A 19,548-nucleotide genomic window follows, 5' to 3' on the forward strand; every position below is an offset into this window, starting at 1 on the left:
TATATAGATTTATGTCGTCTCATTACGAATCATCTTATAGAGAACCTTTAATACTTGGTGACAAGAGTTACCATGATATTACTGAAGATATTGCTAGACCTATTGAAGGTAAAGCAAACAAAAATTGGTATATAGCATTCTATATCTCTTTAGCAGCAATGTTATGGGGATTTGGATGTATCTTTTACACCGTAGGAACAGGTATTGGTGTATGGGGATTAAGTAAAAACATCGGTTGGGCATGGGATATTACCAACTTCGTATGGTGGGTAGGTATTGGTCACGCAGGAACACTTATTTCTGCAGTACTTTTATTATTCCGTCAAAAATGGAGAATGGCAATTAACCGTTCTGCAGAAGCGATGACAATCTTTGCGGTATTCCAAGCAGGATTATTCCCAATTATTCATATGGGACGTCCATGGAACGGATACTGGGTATTACCAATTCCAAACCAATTTGGATCATTATGGGTTAACTTTAACTCGCCATTATTATGGGATGTATTCGCAATTTCTACGTATTTATCGGTATCATTAGTTTTCTGGTGGACTGGTTTATTACCTGATTTTGCAACGATTCGTGATAGAGCTGTTAAACCTTTCCAAAAGAAAATTTATGCATTATTATCTTTCGGGTGGTCAGGTAGAGCAAAAGACTGGCAACGTTTTGAAGAAGTGTCGTTAGTATTAGCAGGATTAGCAACACCATTAGTACTTTCTGTACACACAATTGTATCGATGGACTTCGCAACTTCTATCAACCCAGGATGGCACTCAACAATTTTCCCTCCTTATTTCGTAGCAGGGGCGATATTCTCTGGATTTGCAATGGTACAAACCTTATTAGGTATTATGCGTAAGGTTACAAATATGGAAGCATATATTACACGTTTACACGTAGAGTATATGAACATCGTAATCATTTTAACAGGAGGTATCGTAGCAGTAGCTTATGCAACAGAGTTCTTTATTGCATGGTATACAGGTTCTCCTTACGAAAACTACACATACTTATCATTTGGAGCAGAAGCAGGAGCTTACGGATGGGCATTTTGGTCGTTATTAATTTGTAACATTTTCACACCGCAGTTATTATGGATCAAAAAGATTAGAAGAAGTTTTATTTGGTCTTTTATTATCTCGATAGTAATTAACATCGGTATGTGGTTTGAGCGTTTTGATATTATTGCAATTGTATTAAGTAAAGGACAGTTACCATCTACATGGTGGCGTTTTGAACCAACGTTCGTAGACGTAGGTATCTTTATAGGAACTATCGGATTCTTCTTTGTATTATTCTTATTATATGCAAGAACTTTCCCAGTAATCCCTACAGCAGAGATTAAGACTATTTTGAAATCATCAGGTGAGAATTTTAAAAAATCAAGAGAAGAGAACAATGAGCACTAATAAAGTAATTCACGCATTATATAATGATGATGATATCTTAATGGATGCCGTTAAGAAAGTAAAAGCAGAAAATCATCATATTGAAGAAGTATTTTGTCCTTTTCCAGTTCATGGATTAGACAAAGCAATGGGATTAGCACCAACACGTTTAGCAATTACCGCTTTTTTATATGGTATTACAGGCTTATCAGTAGCAGTTTGGTTAACATGGTATACTATGATTGCTGATTGGCCTCAAGATATTGGGGGAAAACCAAACTTTTCATGGGCTACCAATATGCCAGCTTTTGTTCCAATATTATTTGAATTAACAGTGTTTTTTGCAGCACACTTAATGGTAATTACTTTTTATATGAGAAGTAAGATATGGCCATTTAAAGAAGCTGAAAACCCTGACCCAAGAACTACAGATGATCACTTTTTAATGGAGATTCCTGTTAAAGGGAGTGAAGAAGAGTTGGTGTCATTATTAGAGAAAACTGGAGCTGTAGAAATTAACGTAGTAGAAACGCACTAATAAAGAGATATGAAGAATTTAAAAATAATTATCGCTTTAGCTGTAGCAGCAACAAGCTTAAGTTCTTGTAACGATAAACGAAAACCACAAGTACAGTTTATGCCAGATATGTATGTATCTGTACCCTACGATGCAAATGGAGCCGAAGGTATTAATAATGAAGAGGTAAATAAATTACCAGTAGCAGGTACTGTAAGCAGAAACGGAGTTGTAGCTTATGATATTCCAGACACTAATGAAGGATATGAAAAAGCAAAAGCTGAATTAAAAAACCCATTACCAACTACTGAGGCTAACTTAGAAAAAGGTAAAGAGTTATATGACATATACTGTGCTTCTTGTCACGGAACAAAAGGGGATGGTAACGGAGTGTTATCGCAAAGAGATAAATTCAATGGTATCCCAAATTACGCAGACAGAGAGTTAACCCCAGGGAATATTTATCATGTAATTATGTATGGTAAGAACTTAATGGGATCTCATGCATCACAGTTAAGATACAATGAGCGATGGCAAGTTGTACAATACGTAGAAAAATTAAGAAGCGAATTAAAATAAGTCTATAATAGATAGTTAAGATATGTACCAGTTTTCAGGAAAATTAAAAATGCTAGCTATTGTTTTAATGGCTGTAGGACTTTTAGGAACAGGTTATAGTTTCTTTTCAGCGCCTAAAACATTAGAAGAAGCAAAAGAAATTTTAGCAAAACAAGATGCACATCATGGAGGTCATGAAGCGAAAGCAGATCATGCCGATGTAGAGCATAAAGAAGAAGCTAAAGTTGAAAATCACGAAGAAGATACAACAACTGAAGAGCATGTTGCAGATAGTACTGCTACACACACTGAAGAAGTAGCACACAACGGTGAACAAAATCATTCGGAAGAAACTACTGAAAATACACAAGCAAAAGATAGTTCGGCAGTACATGTAGCTGAAGATGATCATAAAGAAACAGCAACTGATGAAGCGAATGAAACAACTGAAGCACATACTGAAGTAGCTGCTCATGGTGAAGATCACGGAGATGCTCATGCAGAACACGCTTTACACCAAATGCAAAATAGACCTTGGTCTGCTTTGTATGTTGCTTTATTATTCTCTTTAGGTATTACATTGTTAGTGCTTGCTTTTTATGGTTCACAAATTGTTGCACAAGCAGGATGGTCTGTAGTATTGCACAGAGTAATGGAAGCTATTTCATCAAATTTACATTATGTGAGTTTAATAATGTTAGTATTCTTAATACTTACAGCAATGCATATGAATCACCTGTTTACTTGGATGGGAGAAGGAGTAACTGACCCAACAAGTCCAAATTATGACGCTATAGTAGATGGAAAAAAATGGTGGTTAAATACTCCAGGTTGGCTAATAAGAAGTATTGTTTACTTAGCAGGTTGGAATGTTTATCGTTTTCTAATAAGAAAGTGGTCGTTAGCTCAAGATAACGGAGATTTAAAGCAGCATAAGAAAAATTATAATGCAACAGTTATATTTCTTATATTCTTCATGATTACTGAAAGTATGGCTTCTTGGGACTGGATTATGGCAATAGATCCGCACTGGTTCTCAACATTGTTTGGATGGTACGTATTAGCTACTTTCTTAGTGTCTGCTTTAACAGTCATAGCAATGGTAACTATTTACTTACGTTCAAAAGGAGTATTGCCATTGGTAAATGATAGTCATATTCATGACTTAGCTAAATTTATGTTTGGTTTCTCAGTATTCTGGACATATTTATGGTTCGCACAGTTTATGTTAATTTGGTATGCAGATATGCCAGAAGAAACAACTTATTTCCTATTACGTTTTAACGAATATAAAGTGCCATTTTTAGCAATGGTTGTAATGAACTTTATTTTCCCAGTATTATTATTAATCAACAGTGATTTTAAGAGTAGACCTTGGTTTGTAATTTTAGGAGGAGTTGTAATCTTAGCAGGTCATTATATTGACTTATTTGTAATGGTTATGCCAGGAACAGTAGGTGGTCAATGGGCATTTGGAATTGGAGAGATAAGTGGGGTACTATTCTTCACAGGATTGTTTATTTTTGCTACGTTTAATGCGTTTGCAAAAGCTAATCCAGTGCCAAAAGGTAATCCTTATTTACACGAAAGTGAAACCTATCATTACTACAACATCGAACACACAGGAGAAGATAGTAATCATCATTAATAAAAAGAATTAATAAACAAATAGTTTAGATAATATGCTCGCTTTATTTTATATTTTCATAGCAGTTGCAATCGGAGTAAGTTTTTGGCAAATTACTCGTATAATGAATTTCCGTTCTGTAATTGCTACAGATGAAGACAACGAAAAACAAGCTAAATATTCATTAGCTTTCCTAGCATTCCTTTATGCAATGATGATTTACTGCTTAATTGCCATGAATGTAATTATGTTACCAGAAGCTGCTTCTTTTGAAGGAGAGCATGATGACAACCTTTTTAATATCACTTTTTGGTTAATTGGAATAGTTCAGTTTGGAATGCAGTTTTTAATTTTCTTCTTTACTTACAAGTACAGAGGAAATAAAAACAATAAGGCATTATTTTATGCAGATAGTCATAAGTTAGAATTAATTTGGACAACTATTCCTGCAGTAACAATTGTGTTATTAATTGGATATGGTTTATGGGCTTGGAATAACATTATGTATGTTGGAGACGATGAAAACCCTATTGTAATTGAAGTATATTCTCAACAATTCCGCTGGGATGCACGTTATGCAGGTGAAGACAACCAATTAGGTTTAGGTAATGTAAACTTTATCAAAGGAATTAACACTATGGGGGTTGATATGTCAGACCCAAGTGCACAAGATGATAAGCAAGTAACAGAATTATACTTACCTAAAGGGAAGAAAGTATTATTCAAGTTCCGTTCGCAAGATGTATTGCACTCTGCTTATATGCCACACTTTAGAGCACAAATGAACTGTGTTCCAGGTATGGTTACTCAATTCGCATTTACGCCAAAGTATACCACAGCAGAAATGCGTCAAAATTCTGAGGTAATTGCAAAAACAGAAGGAATTAACAAAATTAGAAGAGCTAAAGGAGAAGACCCATATGAGTTTGATTACTTATTATTATGTAACAAAATTTGTGGAGCATCTCACTACAATATGCAAATGAAAATTACTGTTGTTGAAGAAGAAGAGTACAACAAGTGGTTATCAGAACAAAAAACATTAGCTCAAGTTATTAAATAAGATATTTTTTTAAAGTATATATAGATTATGTCAGATCATCATCACAAAGAAACATTTGTAACTAAATACATCTTTAGTCAAGATCATAAAATGATCTCGAAACAATTCCTTGTTACAGGTATATTTATGGGTATCATAGGAGGTTTCATGTCTATGTTATTTCGTTTACAAATTGCATGGCCAGATACATCGTTTTCAATTGTTGAAGCATTCTTAGGAAACCATCAAACAGATGGAATTATGAACCCAGATATGTACTTAGCGTTAGTTACGATTCATGGTACAATCATGGTATTCTTTGTACTAACGGCAGGTTTAAGTGGTACATTCTCCAACCTATTAATTCCGTTACAAATTGGAGCTCGTGATATGGCTTCTGGATTCTTAAATATGGTATCTTATTGGTTGTTTTTCTTATCATCAGTAATAATGATTATTTCATTATTCGTAGAAGCAGGACCAGCATCAGCAGGATGGACAATTTATCCTCCATTATCTGCATTACCACAAGCAATCCCAGGTTCAGGTACAGGAATGACGTTATGGTTAGTGTCTATGGCAATTTTCATTGCATCGTCATTAATCGGATCGTTAAACTATATCGTAACAGTTTTAAACTTACGTACAAAAGGATTGAAAATGACAAGATTGCCATTAACAATGTGGGCATTCTTTATTACAGCGATTATTGGTGTAATTTCATTCCCGGTATTATTATCAGCAGCCTTATTATTAATCTTTGATAGAAGCTTCGGTACTTCATTCTACTTATCAGACATCTTTATTTCTGGAGAAGTATTACATTACCAAGGAGGGTCACCAGTATTATTCGAACATTTATTCTGGTTCTTAGGTCACCCAGAGGTATATATTATCTTATTACCAGCATTAGGTATTAGTTCAGAAGTAATTTCAACAAACGCACGTAAACCAATTTTTGGTTACCGTGCAATGGTTGGTTCTATTATGGCAATTGCATTCTTATCTACGATTGTATGGGGTCACCACATGTTCGTTTCTGGAATGAATCCATTCTTAGGTTCTGTATTTACATTTACAACAGTATTAATTGCAATTCCATCAGCAGTAAAGGCATTTAACTATGTTACTACACTATGGAAAGGTAACCTACAGTTAAATCCTGCAATGATGTTCTCAATCGGATTAGTTTCTACGTTCGTAACAGGAGGTTTAACAGGACTAGTATTAGGAGATTCAGCTTTAGATATCAATGTTCACGATACATATTTTGTAGTGGCACACTTCCACTTGGTAATGGGTGTATCTGCTTTATTAGGGATGTTTGCTGGTGTTTATCACTGGTTCCCTAAGATGTATGGTAGAATGATGAACAAAACATTAGGATATTGGCACTTTTGGTTAACAATAATCAGTGCTTACGGAGTATTTTTCCCAATGCACTTTATAGGGTTAGCTGGTTTACCACGTCGTTATTATACAAATACAAACTTTCCAATGTTCGATGATTTGGCAGATATAAACGTGTTTATGACTATCATGGCTATTCTTGGAGGTTTAGCACAGTTAATCTTCATAGCAAACTTCTTTATTTCTATGTATAGAGGTCAAAAAGCAACACAAAACCCTTGGAATGCAAATACACTTGAGTGGACTACTCCAGTTGAACATATTCATGGAAACTGGCCAGGAGCAATTCCTGAAGTTCACAGATGGGCTTACGATTACAGTAAAACAGATGAAAATGGTGAGTATGTACACGGAAAAGACTTTGTACCACAAAACGTACCACTATTAGATGGCGAAGAGCCTTCTTAAAAAAGATAAATTATAAAGCCTCCCAAAACTGGGAGGCTTTTGTTTTCTATAAGTATTAGTAGATCTTGTAATAATTTTTTAGCATAAAATATTAGTTAAGTAACTTATATTACAATGTGAACATTTTATTTCAAGTATATTTGCAACAATATGAATGAAAACTTAAACCCTGAAAATACAAATTATTCAAATGAAGAACTAGATGTAGAAAAAAAACTACGTCCGCTTTCATTTGATGATTTTACTGGCCAAGATCAGGCAATAGATAATTTAAAGGTTTTTGTAGAGGCAGCGAATCAACGAGATGAAGCGTTAGATCATGCCTTATTTCATGGCCCTCCAGGATTAGGAAAAACAACGTTGGCTCATATTTTAGCTAATGAATTAGGAGTTGGAATAAAAGTAACTTCAGGACCTGTACTAGATAAACCTGGAGATTTAGCGGGTTTACTAACCAATTTAGATGAACGAGATGTTTTATTTATAGATGAAATACATCGATTAAGTCCAATAGTTGAAGAATACCTGTATTCAGCAATGGAAGATTATAAAATCGATATCATGATTGAATCTGGTCCAAATGCACGTACAGTTCAAATTAACTTAGAGCCATTTACTTTAGTAGGAGCAACTACTCGTTCAGGATTGCTCACAGCGCCTATGCGAGCTCGTTTTGGTATCAGTAGTCGATTACATTACTACTCTACAGAATTATTAACAACCATCATACAACGAAGTGCATTTATTTTAAAAGTGCCTATTTCTATGGAAGCAGCAATTGAAATTGCAGGTAGAAGTAGAGGAACCCCACGTATTGCTAACGCATTATTACGTAGAGTACGCGATTTTGCACAGATTAAAGGAGATGGTACAATTACCATAGAAATAGCCAAATATGCTTTAAAAGCTTTAAATGTAGATGCACATGGTTTGGATGAAATGGATAATAAAATTTTATCCACCATTATCGATAAGTTTAAGGGTGGCCCAGTAGGAATTACTACGTTAGCTACTGCTGTAGCAGAAAATTCAGAAACAATAGAAGAAGTTTATGAACCTTTTTTAATTCAGCAAGGGTTTATTATGCGTACGCCAAGAGGAAGAGAAGTAACTGATTTGGCATATAAACATTTAGGAAGAATTAAAGGAACTAGTCAAGGAGAGCTCTTTTAAATAAATGAAACTATTAAAAAAACTCATACCTATATTAGAATGGATACCTAACTATAAAAAGTCACAGTTAAAAGGTGATGTAGTTGCAGGTATAACTGTTGCTATTGTGCTAATTCCTCAAGGTATAGCGTATGCACTTATTGCAGGTTTACCACCAATTTATGGGTTGTATGCTGCGTTAGTGCCTCAATTACTATATGCTATTTTTGGTACGTCACGTCAAGTAGCAATTGGTCCTGTAGCAATGGACTCATTAATTGTAGCAACAGGAGTATCTACCTTAGCATTAACAGGTTCTGAAAGTTATATAGCTATAGCAATATTACTCGCGCTAGTAGTAGGGACTATTCAGTTTTTAATGGGAATTTTCCGTTTAGGATTTATTGTTAACTTTTTATCAAGACCTGTAATAACTGGGTTTACCTCTGCAGTAGCTTTAATTATTGGATTGAATCAATTTAGGAATTTATTCGGAGTAGATTTTGTACAAAGTGATCAAATCCATGTATTATTAGAAGATATTCTCTTCAGACTTAAATATTTTAAAACAAATACAACAATAATAGGTTTAATAGCTTGTGCTATTATTATAATTTTTAGAAGAATTAATAGAAAAATACCCAATGCATTAATCGTTGTTATATTGGGTATAATAAGTATCCGTTTTTTTGGAACAGAATTTTCAGATGTAGCCATTGTAAAAGATATTCCATCAGGCTTACCTAAACTTTCAATGCCAGTAATTGATGTAGCTTTAATACGTGAATTAATGCCGATAGCGGCTACTTTGGTTATGGTAGGATATTTAGAAACTATTTCTATCGGAAAAACCTTGGAAGCTAAGCAAGATGAGTATAGAGTAAGACCCAATCAAGAATTAGTAGCTTTGGGTTTAAGTAATATGGTTGGGTCATTATTTCAATCATATCCGTCAGCATCAAGTTTTTCTCGTTCGGCAATTAATGCAGAATCGGGAGGAACTACAGGAGTTTCCGCAATAGTTTCCGCAATTTTGGTAGTGTTTACCTTACTTTTTTTAACCCCAGTTTTTTATCACTTGCCAAAAACTATTTTATCAGCAATTATTATAGTTGCAGTTTTTAACTTAATAAATTTAAAAGAAGCAAGAAGGCTATGGAAAGCAAATAATTTAGATTTCTGGCTACTCTTAGCTACTTTCTTAGCTACTATTTTCTTCGGAATTGAATATGGAATTTTAATCGGGGTAGTTTTATCATTAATTGTTTTAATTTTTAGAACTTCAAGACCCTATGTAGCGGAGTTAGGAAAAGTACCAAATTCAGATTTCTATCGTAATAAAAGCAGGTTTAAGGAAGTCATTCTAGATGATGAAATTTTAGTATTTCGCTTTGATGCACAACTTTTTTATGCTAATTCAAATTACTTTAGAGATAAGTTAGATGAAATGGCATCAGAAAAAGGAAAAGCATTAAAGTTGATTGTTTTAGATGCTGAAAGCATAAACAGAGTTGATAGTACAGGAATTGATATGTTAAAAGAACGTATTATTTATTTTAACAAGCATAACATTCAATTTTACTTTGCAGGAGTAAAAGGACCTGTAAGAGATGCCTTTTTTAGAGGAGGCTTATTAGACGTTGTGAGTTTAGACCACTTTTTTATGCGTGCCAATGGTGCCGTAAATTTTTATAAAACAGGAGATAATCAAAATCAGAAAAAATACGCACAGTATATACATCAAGCGTATAAATAATATATAATATCATGAAAATAGAGCAAATTTATACAGGTTGTTTAGCACAAGGAGCCTATTATATTGAAAGTAATGGAGAAGTAGCAATTATAGATCCATTACGTGAAGTTGATCCTTATATAAACAGAGCTGAAAAAGATGGCGCTAAAATCAAATATATTTTCGAAACTCACTTCCATGCAGATTTTGTAAGTGGTCATGTTACACTAGCTGAAAAAACAGGAGCAACAATTGTATACGGACCAACAGCAAAAACAAATTATGAAGCTCATATAGCAACAGATGGAGAAGTATTTAGATTAGGAGAAATTACAATTACTGTATTACATACTCCAGGACATACAATGGAAAGTACTTCTTATTTGTTAAAAGATAAAGACGGAAAAAATCATGCAGTTTTCAGTGGAGATACTTTGTTTTTAGGTGATGTTGGACGTCCAGATTTAGCACAAAAAGCAGCAAACTTAACGCAAGATGAATTAGCAGGATTATTGTACGATAGTTTACGTACAAAAATTATGACATTGGAAGATGAAGTAATTGTATATCCGGCACATGGAGCAGGATCGGCTTGTGGTAAAAACTTAAGCAAAGAAACAGTAGGCACAATTGGCGATCAAAAGAAAACCAATTACGCATTGCGTGCAGACATGACCAAAGAGGAGTTTGTAAAAGAAGTAACAGACGGGTTACTACCTCCACCTGAATATTTTCCTTTAAATGTAAAAATGAATAAGGAAGGATACCAATCTATCGATGAAGTTATCAAAAATGGAGCAAGAGCTTTATCAGTAATAGATTTTGAAAAAATAGCAAACGAAACAGATGCGTTGATTTTAGATGTACGTCATCAATCAGAATTTATTAAAGGATTTATTCCTCAATCAATTTTTATTGGTTTAGGAGGAACATTTGCTCCATGGGTAGGAGCATTGATTAAAGATGTTACTCAACCAATTTTATTAGTTACTCCTAAAGGAGAAGAAGAAACTACGATTACACGTTTATCTCGTGTTGGTTTTGATAATGTGTTAGGGTATTTAGATGGAAGCTTTGCAGCTTGGAAAGAAGCAGGAAAAGAAGTAGATACGTTACGTTCTGTTTCTGCAACTATTTTAGCAGAAGCAATTACGGAAAAAGCACCTGTTTTTGATGTTAGAAAACCAGGAGAATATGCAAATGAACATATTGTAGATGTACCAAGTACACCGTTAGATTTCTTAAACGAGCATGTTGAAGAGTTTCCAACAAAAGAAGACTTTTATGTACATTGTGCTGGAGGATACCGTTCAGTAATTGCAGCGTCTATTTTAAAAGCCAGAGGATTTCATAACATCATTGATGTTGCTGGAGGATATAAGGCTATTAAAGAAACTGATATTCCAAGGACAGCAACGGTATGTCCATCAACTTTAAAATAAGCAAGATGAACAAAGGTATTTTTTTAATAGGTTTAATTTTAACAGTGATATTGTCGTGTAAACAACAAAAGACAGAGGTAAATAACATTACTATAGATAACTTACAAGTAGTTTTACAGAATGAAAATAATGCACAGTTATTAGACGTCAGAACCCCAGAAGAGTGGTCAAGAGGAGTTATTGAAAATCCAATTAAAATAGATGTTACAGGTAATGATTTTGAAGGAAAAGCTCTGGAGAAATTAGATAAAACAAAACCGGTATACCTTTATTGCCGTTCAGGCGGAAGAAGTTTAAAAGCAAGTGAGTTACTTGCTCAAAAAGGTTTTAAAGTATACAATGTTTTAGGAGGTTATCTAGAATGGACAGAGAAAAATAAAGAATAAAGAAAATCCCGAGTAGTATACTCGGGATTTTCTTTATTCATCTTAGCTTACTCTTCAAACATTGTTTTAGTTAATAATTCAGTTTCAGTGCTATTATTAATTATAATGATTTTTTCAAATTTACCATCAAAATTACTGTCAATAAACTTTAATTCTTTTTTTGAATCGTAAATTAAAACGAATTCTTCTGGAACTCCATCTTCATCATTATCGAGAGAATAACCAACCTTATTTCCAGCCGAATTATAACAGTCAGTTTTTTCATAAACGCCATTTTCATCCCTGTCAAAACAAGTTTGATATACTTTTCCATAAGTAGTATAAACTCTAGCAATCTCATAATTGGAGTCAAAGTTTACATCAAAAAATTGATTAGCTATTTTATTATTTTCTTTCCAATAACTAGTCAAGATTTCATGATTGTTTATCCATTTGAAAGTAAAGTTTTTAGCATCCATTAATAGAGAAATTTCTTTATTTAATTTAAAAGAATAAATCCCAAGTCCGATGCTTGTTATAGAAAGTAATATTATTAAGGTTTCTTTCAATTTCATAGTTAAATAATCTTTTGGCGAATTTAGTCTTTTAAGTCAAGCTTTAAAAAACAAAAAACCGAGACAATTAATTGTCTCGGTTTTTTGTTTTTCTAGCATTTTCCCAATTAAAACTTTAACGTTGCACCTACTAAAAAGTTTCTAGTAGCTTGCGGAAAGTATCCTTGTACTTCAAAAGAAGTTCCAGGAGTATCCCAAGTATTTAAATAGGTATATCCCCTATCAACATATTCTTTATCAAAAAGATTGTTTACCAATCCTGTAAACACAATAGATTTAAAAATTTTGTTCATTTTTAATTCATAACTAACATTAAAATCACTAACGTAATAGCTATCTAGTTTAGAGGCTTCTGTGTTTGTGTTACTTAAATATTGTTCACCAACAAATTTAGATAATAAAGAAAGCTGTAACCCTTGTGTAGGCTTATAAATCAAAGCATTTCCAGCGATAATATTAGGGGAAAAAGCAATGTTCGTAGTTCCAATATTGCGTTGAACACCATCACGATCTAATATGAAATTGTTGATTTTATTACTACTTACGGTAAGATTTTGGTTAATGCTAAACTTGTCTGTAACGTTAATATTAGCATCAATTTCTACTCCTAAACGATAGCTGTCTTTTACATTTTCACGTAAATATTCTCCAACATCATTCAGCCCTCCAGTTTGAATTAATTGATTGTCGTACGACATGTAATAGATGTTGGTGTTCAATTGAACCGTTTTATTATGTAAACGCCATCCTAATTCAAAATCATCTAAGGTTTCATGTTGTACATTCGGGCCATTTTGAAAATCATCACGGTTCGGTTCTCTATTCGCACGAGCATACGAAGCATAAATGCTATTTTCTTTATTAATACTGTAAGTAAAACCTAACTTAGGATTAAAGAAGCTAAATGAAGTGTCAATATTTAAAGGATTTAAATCAGAAGTAAAGCCTCCGGTTGTATAATCAATAAACCTACCTTGTACATCAACAAAAGCTTTTAAATTATCAAAAACATTAAAAGTAGCTTTAGAAAAAACGCTAATATCATTTTTCTTAGCATCACTAAAATAGTAACGATCTCTAATGCTAGCACCATCTGCAAATTGTGTAGCCCAAATAACTTCACCAAAATGATCTCCTTTATAATTACTATAAGAAGCACCAGAAATTAACTCGAATTTTTCAGTTTTATAAGTAACGTTAGCATTAGCTACATAAAAATCATTATCTAACCAACGACGAACAATAACATCGCTTCCGTCAACAATTACATTACCATAATCAACAGCATCTTTGTCCTCTTTAAACTGTTCAAAATATCCTTCTCCTTTGGTATAATTTAATCCAATATTGGTAGACCAGTTATCAGAGAGTTTCTCATTCCAATGTAATTGGTAATGATCTTGCCAATAATTATCGGTTTCATTATCGTAGGTATACGGGTTCTGGCGACGATTTTCTTGTAACTCCTCAGCACTTAAGCCATACCAAGCTTGATAGGTTTGTTGCTTTCCTCCAAAAGCTAAGGCTTTAATCAACGTATTGTCATCAGTATAACTACCTTGTAAGAAATACGATTTTAAATCGGTAAAAGCTCGGTCAACATATCCATCAGAGTAAATGTTAGACAAACGTCCTGCAAACTCAAATCCATTATTTAATTTTCCAGTGGTAAACTTTACGGTGTGTTTTCTAGTTCCATAAGAACCAAAAGCATTTGAAATTTCTCCACTAGCTTCATCCGAAACAGCATCGGTTAAAATATTTAAACTAGCTCCAAATGCTCCAGAACCGTTCGTAGACGTTCCTACACCACGTTGTAACTGTAAACTTTGTGTAGACGAAGCAAAATCTCCCATATTTACCCAAAAAGTTCCATGACTTTCAGAGTCGTTGTATGGAATTCCGTTAATCGTAACATTCACACGAGAAGCATCCGAACCACGTACACGAATATAAGTATAACCAACACCAGCCCCAGCATCTGACGAGGATGTTACAGAAGGTAAGTAGTTTAGTAACACAGGAATATCCTGTCCTAAATTACGTTTTTCAATTTCTTGTTTGCCAAGGTTAGAGTGTGTTACGGGTGCATCTGCTTTTACACGAACAGCAGATACCAACACTTCATCTAACACAGTTTCATTAGAAATTAATTGAAACGTAATCTGTTGGTTATTGGTAATTTTAACTTCTTGTGAAAGGCTTTTAAACCCCACATAAGAAACATCAATAACATGTGTTCCTTTTGGTAAGTTTAATTTGAATTTACCTTCAAAGTCGGTAGAAGTTCCTTTGTTTTGAGCTTTAATTGCTACGGTAGCACCCACTAAAGGTTCTTGGTTTGCATCAACTATTTTACCAGATAGAATAAACGTTTGTGCGGTTGTTGTTAATGTTGTGAATACAACGAGTAAAAAAGCTACTATCTTCACTTTTTTACGAAAAGACATCGGTCTCATTTTATAAAAACAAAATCGAATAAAAAGAGGTAATTATTCTTTAGTTAAACATTGAATAATTAAAATTTGTCATTACGAGGAGTTAGTTTACGACGACGTAATCTTTTCTTCAATAAACAGATTGCCACAGTAATTTTCCAAATTACTTCGCAATGACGATAAAATCCCTAAACAGCATTACCTGTTCCAGGTTCGTTGGGTATGATCTCAGCCTGAATTTAATTATGAATTATAAATGATTAATTACAAATTATTTTAATAATCAAAATTCGTAATTCCACAATTCGTAATTCAAATAAGGCACCCCTTTATGAGAACAGTGCAAAGGTAAATATGAAATATGAATTAAGCGGGATAAATAGCGGGTTTTTCTGAGGTTGTTAGTAAATGGATAGGAAGTAATCAAGGAAGTAAAAAAACATTCTAGCCAATTTATAGATTTAACTCAATGCATTCCGTTGTAATTTTAATATTTTAGTGGTGAAAATATCAGATATTTATGAGTAAATCTTTTAAAACGAGCGTTAATAAAACGCATGATTTTGACTTTACTGAAGCGCAAATAGAGGCGTTAGACATAGTAGAAAAATCACAAAATAACTACCACGTACTTGAAGGGAACCAATCGTATCAAGCTACCATACTCCAAACAAATTTCAACAAAAAAACATACACCATTCAAATCAACGGAAACACCTATGAGGTGAATATTTCTAACGAATTAGATATGTTGATTGATGAATTAGGTTTAGAAGTAGCTACAGAGAAAAAAGAAAACGATATCAAGGCACCAATGCCTGGGTTAATTGTTTCTGTAGATGTTGAAATTGGTCAAGAAGTAAAAGAAGGTGATGGAATTTTAGTATTAGAAGCCATGAAAATGGAGAATACCTTACAAGCACCAAGAGACGGAGTCGTAAAATCGGTAGCTATTCAGGCAGGTGATAAAGTAGAAAAGAATACGGTTTTAATAGAAATGGAATAATATGAAAAAGATATTAGTAGCAAACAGAGGAGAAATTGCCTTACGTGTAATGCGTACTGCAAAAAAGATGGGAATTAAAACCGTAGCTGTTTTTTCTGAAGCAGATAGAAATTCGCCACACGTAACTTTTGCAGACGAAGCGGTATGTATTGGTCCTGCACCTTCGAATCAATCCTATTTATTAGGAGATAAAATTATTGAAGTAGCCAAAGAGTTAGATGTAGACGGAATTCACCCAGGATACGGATTTTTAAGTGAAAATGCAGCCTTTGGAGAAGCCGTAGCAAAATCAGGAATTGTGTTTATAGGACCAAAAACCCACGCTATTGAAGTGATGGGAAGTAAATTGGCTGCAAAAGATGCAGTAAAAGCCTATGATATTCCGATGGTTCCGGGTATTGACGAAGCGGTAACCGATGTAGAATATGCATCGAAAGTAGCAAATGAAATTGGGTATCCGATTTTAATAAAAGCTTCAGCAGGTGGTGGAGGAAAAGGAATGCGTGTTGTTGAAAAAGAAGCAGATATTAAAGAACAAATGCAGCGTGCAATTTCAGAAGCAGAATCAGCTTTTGGAGATGGTTCTGTATTTATAGAAAAATATGTAGGCTCACCACGCCATATCGAAATCCAAGTATTGGCAGATGCTCACGGAAACGTAGTACACTTATTTGAACGCGAATGTTCGGTACAACGTCGCCACCAAAAAGTAGTAGAAGAAGCACCATCGAGTGTGTTGACTCCTGAAATTAGAGAAGCCATGGGAGCAGCAGCCGTAAGAGTTGCGAAAGCCTGTGATTATTTAGGAGCAGGAACGGTTGAGTTTTTACTAGACGAAAACAAGAATTTCTACTTTTTAGAAATGAACACACGCTTGCAAGTAGAGCATCCAGTTACCGAAATGATTACGGGTATTGACTTGGTAGAGCAACAAATAAAAATAGCAAGAGGAGAGGAGCTATCATTCACCCAAGAAGACTTACAAATTAAAGGGCACGCATTAGAATTACGTGTATACGCCGAAGATCCGTTAGACAATTTTGCACCGAGTATTGGAGTGTTGGAAACCTACCAACATCCGAAAGGAGAAAACATTCGTGTAGATGATGGTTTTGAAGAGGGAATGGAAATTCCTATTTATTACGATCCGATGATTTCTAAATTGATTACCTACGGAAATACGCGTGAAGAAGCCATTGAGTTAATGAAACAAGCAATTAGTAATTACAAGGTAAAAGGAATAGAAACTACGTTGCCGTTTGGAAAGTTCGTATGCGAACACGAGGCTTTCACATCAGGGAATTTTGATACTCATTTTGTAAAGAAATATTACACACCTGAGTTGTTAGAAGCAGGATACGAAAAAGAAGCGAAGATTGCTGCACAAGTTGCTTTACAGCAGTATTTAAAAGAGCAACGTATTTTAAAAACTTGTTAAAAACAATTTGCGTTAGGGATTGCAGCGGCATCCTTTTGTTGTCAGTTCGAGTTTGCGAAGCAAGTATCGAGAACCAACAAAAGATATAGCGGAAAGCCCGACCCTTGGGGAACGCCCAAAAAAAGAATATAGATGAAATCTAAAATAGAAGAATTACAACATAAACTTACAGAAGCAAAGTTAGGAGGCGGACAACAACGCATCGACCGTCATCATCAAAAAGGAAAATTAACCGCACGTGAGCGTATCGATTATTTCTTAGATGAAGGTTCTTTTGAAGAAGTAGGCATTTTAGTAACGCATAGAACGACCGATTTCGGGATGGAAAATCAAAAGTTTTATGGTGACGGAGTGGTAACTGGATACGGAACTGTAAACGAACGTTTAGTATACGTATTTGCACAAGACTTTACGGTATTTGGAGGTTCGTTATCGGAAACACATGCCGAAAAAATCTGCAAGATTATGGATTTGGCAGTAAAAGTGGGAGCACCATTAATCGGATTGAACGATTCTGGTGGAGCACGTATTCAAGAAGGAGTACGTTCGTTAGGTGGTTATGCCGATATTTTTTATAGAAACGTACAAGCATCAGGGGTAATTCCACAAATCTCAGCAATTATGGGACCTTGTGCAGGTGGAGCAGTGTATTCTCCAGCCATGACCGATTTTACCGTTATGGTAGAAAATTCAAGTTATATGTTTGTTACGGGACCTAACGTAGTAAAAACAGTAACCAATGAAGAAGTAACTTCAGAAGAGTTAGGAGGAGCAAGTACGCATGCAGCCAAATCGGGAGTAACGCATTTAACGGCTGCAAATGATGTACAATGTTTGGAAGATATCAAAACATTGTTGAGTTATATGCCACAGAACAATCAAGAAACTACAGCGAAATTACCGTTTGAATTAGGCGATGAAACTAGAGAAGAATTAGCCAATATAGTTCCAGATAATGCAAACAAACCGTACGATATGCGTGCCGTAATTGATGGTATTGCTGATGCGGATTCGTTTTTTGAAATCCATAAAGATTATGCCGATAATATCGTGGTCGGATTTGCGCGTTTAGGGGGAAGAAGTGTTGGAATCGTTGCCAATCAACCGATGAGTTTAGCAGGATGTTTGGATGTAAACAGTTCTAAAAAAGCAGCACGATTTACCCGTTTTTGCGATTGTTTTAATATTCCGTTATTGGTATTGGTAGATGTACCAGGATTTTTACCAGGAACCGACCAAGAATGGAATGCTATTATTACCAACGGAGCAAAGTTATTATATGCGTTGAGCGAAGCTACCGTACCAAGAGTAAGTGTAATTACCCGTAAAGCTTATGGTGGAGCCTATGACGTAATGAACTCAAAACATATTGGTGCTGATATGAACTTTGCATGGCCTAGTGCAGAAATTGCGGTAATGGGAGCAAAAGGAGCGAGTGAAATTATCTTTAAAAAGGAAATTGCTGAAGCAGACGATCACGAAGCAAAACTAGCAGAGAAAGAAGCGGAGTATGCTGATAAATTTGCAAATCCATACCGTGCAGCAGAACGTGGATTTGTAGATGAGGTTATTTTACCACAAGACACGCGTAGAAAACTAATCAAAGCTTTTGCGATGTTAGAAGGTAAAAAGGTAGAAAGACCTAATAGAAAACACGGGAACATACCGTTGTAATAAAATACATATCAATATTTTTAAGAGGCGCTTCTTTTTAGGAGCGTCTTTTTTTTATTAGGCTTTGACCGTGATTGATTTAATACTAAATTAATGAGATTTTTAGAAAAGAGTAAGGGTGTATAAATCATTACTAGTCCCATATTTATTAAATTGGGTGTTCAAACTATATAGCTAAGCTTATATAAGATGTTAGTATAACTATGAATTGGAAAATAATTACAGAAAATAAAAGAAGGTATGCTGATACATCCTACTATTTAAAAGCTGAAAGAGATTGTTTAGAAGGAACTATTGTATTAGAGATATGTTGGATTGAGAATTTTATGTATGGCTTAACGGTTTATTTATATAGAAAAGAACCAAAACGAAAATTCTTATTTTTTAAAAGTACAAAGCCTGAAACACTTTATAGTTGTTTAGTTTTTTATAATGGGCGTATTGAAAAATATGGGCATCAAATAATGAGAATGACAGAAGATGCTCCATTAGAAAAATTAAGGAGATTAGATTCCTTTCAAAAAGATGGAGTTCTTAACTATAAGATAGGAGAAAAATATGGTTTAGATTTTACAACTACTTTGCCAGAGAAAAACTGAGCTACTACACATCCTAAAAAGTAACCACTTAAAAAACGTCATTACTGTAAAGGTTAACTAATTCGTTGACAAAATCTTATATTTTGTTATGCGTATAAATACAGATGATTTAACTCTAGTTCGAAGCTATTTACAGAAGTATCAATTTTTGATAAGTGAGTACGAACAAGT

The 19,548-nt window shown here is 34.3% G+C and carries 16 protein-coding genes; 14 read left to right on the forward strand and 2 right to left on the reverse strand.

Features of this window, described 5'->3' with window-relative positions:
* Positions 1-11 precede the first annotated feature (11 nt).
* The 10 genes from nrfD to ABMY20_RS11890 all read left to right on the forward strand — a co-directional run bounded on the left by nrfD (position 12) and on the right by ABMY20_RS11890 (position 11,668).
* Positions 12-1,412: an NrfD/PsrC family molybdoenzyme membrane anchor subunit gene (gene nrfD, locus ABMY20_RS11845; RefSeq protein WP_028891351.1), complete on the forward strand. Its 1,401-nt coding sequence runs from the start codon at positions 12-14 to the stop codon at positions 1,410-1,412.
* Positions 1,402-1,929 (forward strand): DUF3341 domain-containing protein, encoded by a 528-nt coding sequence (locus ABMY20_RS11850; protein ID WP_047788300.1) that lies wholly within the window; start codon positions 1,402-1,404, stop codon positions 1,927-1,929. Before nrfD ends, ABMY20_RS11850 begins: the two co-directional genes overlap by 11 nt.
* Before the next feature lie 9 nt (positions 1,930-1,938).
* Positions 1,939-2,487, forward strand: a complete 549-nt coding sequence (locus ABMY20_RS11855) for a cytochrome c (RefSeq protein ID WP_172644827.1) — start codon at positions 1,939-1,941, stop codon at positions 2,485-2,487.
* A 22-nt stretch (positions 2,488-2,509) separates the two neighbouring features.
* Positions 2,510-4,114 carry a quinol:cytochrome C oxidoreductase gene (locus ABMY20_RS11860; protein WP_349265367.1) on the forward strand — a complete coding sequence of 535 codons (1,605 nt, stop codon included), beginning with the start codon at positions 2,510-2,512 and terminating at the stop codon, positions 4,112-4,114.
* Between the two features lie 34 nt (positions 4,115-4,148).
* Entirely contained in the window at positions 4,149-5,156 is a 1,008-nt protein-coding gene (locus ABMY20_RS11865) for a cytochrome c oxidase subunit II (RefSeq protein WP_073182523.1), read from the forward strand.
* Positions 5,157-5,183: 27 nt separating this feature from the next.
* Entirely contained in the window at positions 5,184-6,953 is a 1,770-nt protein-coding gene (locus tag ABMY20_RS11870) for a cbb3-type cytochrome c oxidase subunit I (protein WP_073182524.1), read from the forward strand.
* Between the two features lie 150 nt (positions 6,954-7,103).
* The gene (ruvB, locus tag ABMY20_RS11875) at positions 7,104-8,126 is read left to right on the forward strand and encodes a Holliday junction branch migration DNA helicase RuvB (protein ID WP_047788304.1); all 1,023 of its coding nucleotides are present in this window, start codon (positions 7,104-7,106) and stop codon (positions 8,124-8,126) included.
* A gap of 4 nt (positions 8,127-8,130) precedes the next feature.
* Positions 8,131-9,861, forward strand: coding sequence for a solute carrier family 26 protein (locus tag ABMY20_RS11880; protein ID WP_239178502.1), 1,731 nt, complete (start codon positions 8,131-8,133; stop codon positions 9,859-9,861).
* A gap of 11 nt (positions 9,862-9,872) precedes the next feature.
* A complete protein-coding gene (locus ABMY20_RS11885) occupies positions 9,873-11,282 on the forward strand; it encodes a rhodanese-like domain-containing protein (protein ID WP_159610893.1) in 1,410 nt (469 codons plus the stop codon).
* Between the two features lie 5 nt (positions 11,283-11,287).
* A complete protein-coding gene (locus ABMY20_RS11890) occupies positions 11,288-11,668 on the forward strand; it encodes a rhodanese-like domain-containing protein (RefSeq protein WP_349265368.1) in 381 nt (126 codons plus the stop codon).
* Positions 11,669-11,715: 47 nt separating this feature from the next.
* Here ABMY20_RS11890 and ABMY20_RS11895 read toward each other — a convergent pair whose 3' ends face one another.
* Complete coding sequence (locus ABMY20_RS11895; protein WP_159610897.1) at positions 11,716-12,222, reverse strand: hypothetical protein; 507 nt, start codon at positions 12,220-12,222, stop codon at positions 11,716-11,718.
* Between the two features lie 107 nt (positions 12,223-12,329).
* Positions 12,330-14,672 carry a TonB-dependent receptor gene (locus tag ABMY20_RS11900; protein WP_349265369.1) on the reverse strand — a complete coding sequence of 781 codons (2,343 nt, stop codon included), beginning with the start codon at positions 14,670-14,672 and terminating at the stop codon, positions 12,330-12,332.
* Between the two features lie 508 nt (positions 14,673-15,180).
* Between ABMY20_RS11900 and ABMY20_RS11905 the strand changes: the two genes are divergently transcribed.
* The 4 genes from ABMY20_RS11905 (at position 15,181) to ABMY20_RS11920 (ending at position 19,377) form a co-directional block, all read left to right on the forward strand.
* Complete coding sequence (locus tag ABMY20_RS11905) at positions 15,181-15,666, forward strand: acetyl-CoA carboxylase biotin carboxyl carrier protein subunit (protein WP_349265370.1); 486 nt, start codon at positions 15,181-15,183, stop codon at positions 15,664-15,666.
* A gap of 1 nt (position 15,667) precedes the next feature.
* Complete coding sequence (gene accC / locus ABMY20_RS11910; protein WP_349265371.1) at positions 15,668-17,104, forward strand: acetyl-CoA carboxylase biotin carboxylase subunit; 1,437 nt, start codon at positions 15,668-15,670, stop codon at positions 17,102-17,104.
* Between the two features lie 132 nt (positions 17,105-17,236).
* A complete protein-coding gene (locus ABMY20_RS11915; protein WP_349265372.1) occupies positions 17,237-18,778 on the forward strand; it encodes an acyl-CoA carboxylase subunit beta in 1,542 nt (513 codons plus the stop codon).
* Between the two features lie 203 nt (positions 18,779-18,981).
* On the forward strand, positions 18,982-19,377 hold the full coding sequence (locus tag ABMY20_RS11920; RefSeq protein WP_349265373.1) for a hypothetical protein: 396 nt from the start codon (positions 18,982-18,984) through the stop codon (positions 19,375-19,377).
* Positions 19,378-19,548 lie beyond the last annotated feature (171 nt).

Origin of the sequence: Tenacibaculum sp. SSH1-16, assembly GCF_040104435.1 — a bacterium.
GTDB lineage: Bacteria > Bacteroidota > Bacteroidia > Flavobacteriales > Flavobacteriaceae > Polaribacter > Polaribacter mesophilus.

Bases quoted from the DNA above. Each gene is read 5' to 3' on its own strand.
- ABMY20_RS11915 (WP_349265372.1), top strand. From the start codon at position 17,237: ATGAAATCTAAAATAGAAGAATTACAACATAAACTTACAGAAGCAAAG.
- ruvB (WP_047788304.1), top strand. From the start codon at position 7,104: ATGAATGAAAACTTAAACCCTGAAAATACAAATTATTCAAATGAAGAA.
- ABMY20_RS11860 (WP_349265367.1), top strand. From the start codon at position 2,510: ATGTACCAGTTTTCAGGAAAATTAAAAATGCTAGCTATTGTTTTAATG.
- ABMY20_RS11865 (WP_073182523.1), top strand. From the start codon at position 4,149: ATGCTCGCTTTATTTTATATTTTCATAGCAGTTGCAATCGGAGTAAGT.
- ABMY20_RS11895 (WP_159610897.1), bottom strand. From the start codon at position 12,222: ATGAAATTGAAAGAAACCTTAATAATATTACTTTCTATAACAAGCATC.
- nrfD (WP_028891351.1), top strand. From the start codon at position 12: ATGTCGTCTCATTACGAATCATCTTATAGAGAACCTTTAATACTTGGT.
- ABMY20_RS11870 (WP_073182524.1), top strand. From the start codon at position 5,184: ATGTCAGATCATCATCACAAAGAAACATTTGTAACTAAATACATCTTT.
- ABMY20_RS11900 (WP_349265369.1), bottom strand. From the start codon at position 14,672: ATGTCTTTTCGTAAAAAAGTGAAGATAGTAGCTTTTTTACTCGTTGTA.
- ABMY20_RS11880 (WP_239178502.1), top strand. From the start codon at position 8,131: ATGAAACTATTAAAAAAACTCATACCTATATTAGAATGGATACCTAAC.
- ABMY20_RS11885 (WP_159610893.1), top strand. From the start codon at position 9,873: ATGAAAATAGAGCAAATTTATACAGGTTGTTTAGCACAAGGAGCCTAT.
- ABMY20_RS11850 (WP_047788300.1), top strand. From the start codon at position 1,402: ATGAGCACTAATAAAGTAATTCACGCATTATATAATGATGATGATATC.
- ABMY20_RS11890 (WP_349265368.1), top strand. From the start codon at position 11,288: ATGAACAAAGGTATTTTTTTAATAGGTTTAATTTTAACAGTGATATTG.
- ABMY20_RS11905 (WP_349265370.1), top strand. From the start codon at position 15,181: ATGAGTAAATCTTTTAAAACGAGCGTTAATAAAACGCATGATTTTGAC.
- ABMY20_RS11855 (WP_172644827.1), top strand. From the start codon at position 1,939: ATGAAGAATTTAAAAATAATTATCGCTTTAGCTGTAGCAGCAACAAGC.
- ABMY20_RS11920 (WP_349265373.1), top strand. From the start codon at position 18,982: ATGAATTGGAAAATAATTACAGAAAATAAAAGAAGGTATGCTGATACA.
- accC (WP_349265371.1), top strand. From the start codon at position 15,668: ATGAAAAAGATATTAGTAGCAAACAGAGGAGAAATTGCCTTACGTGTA.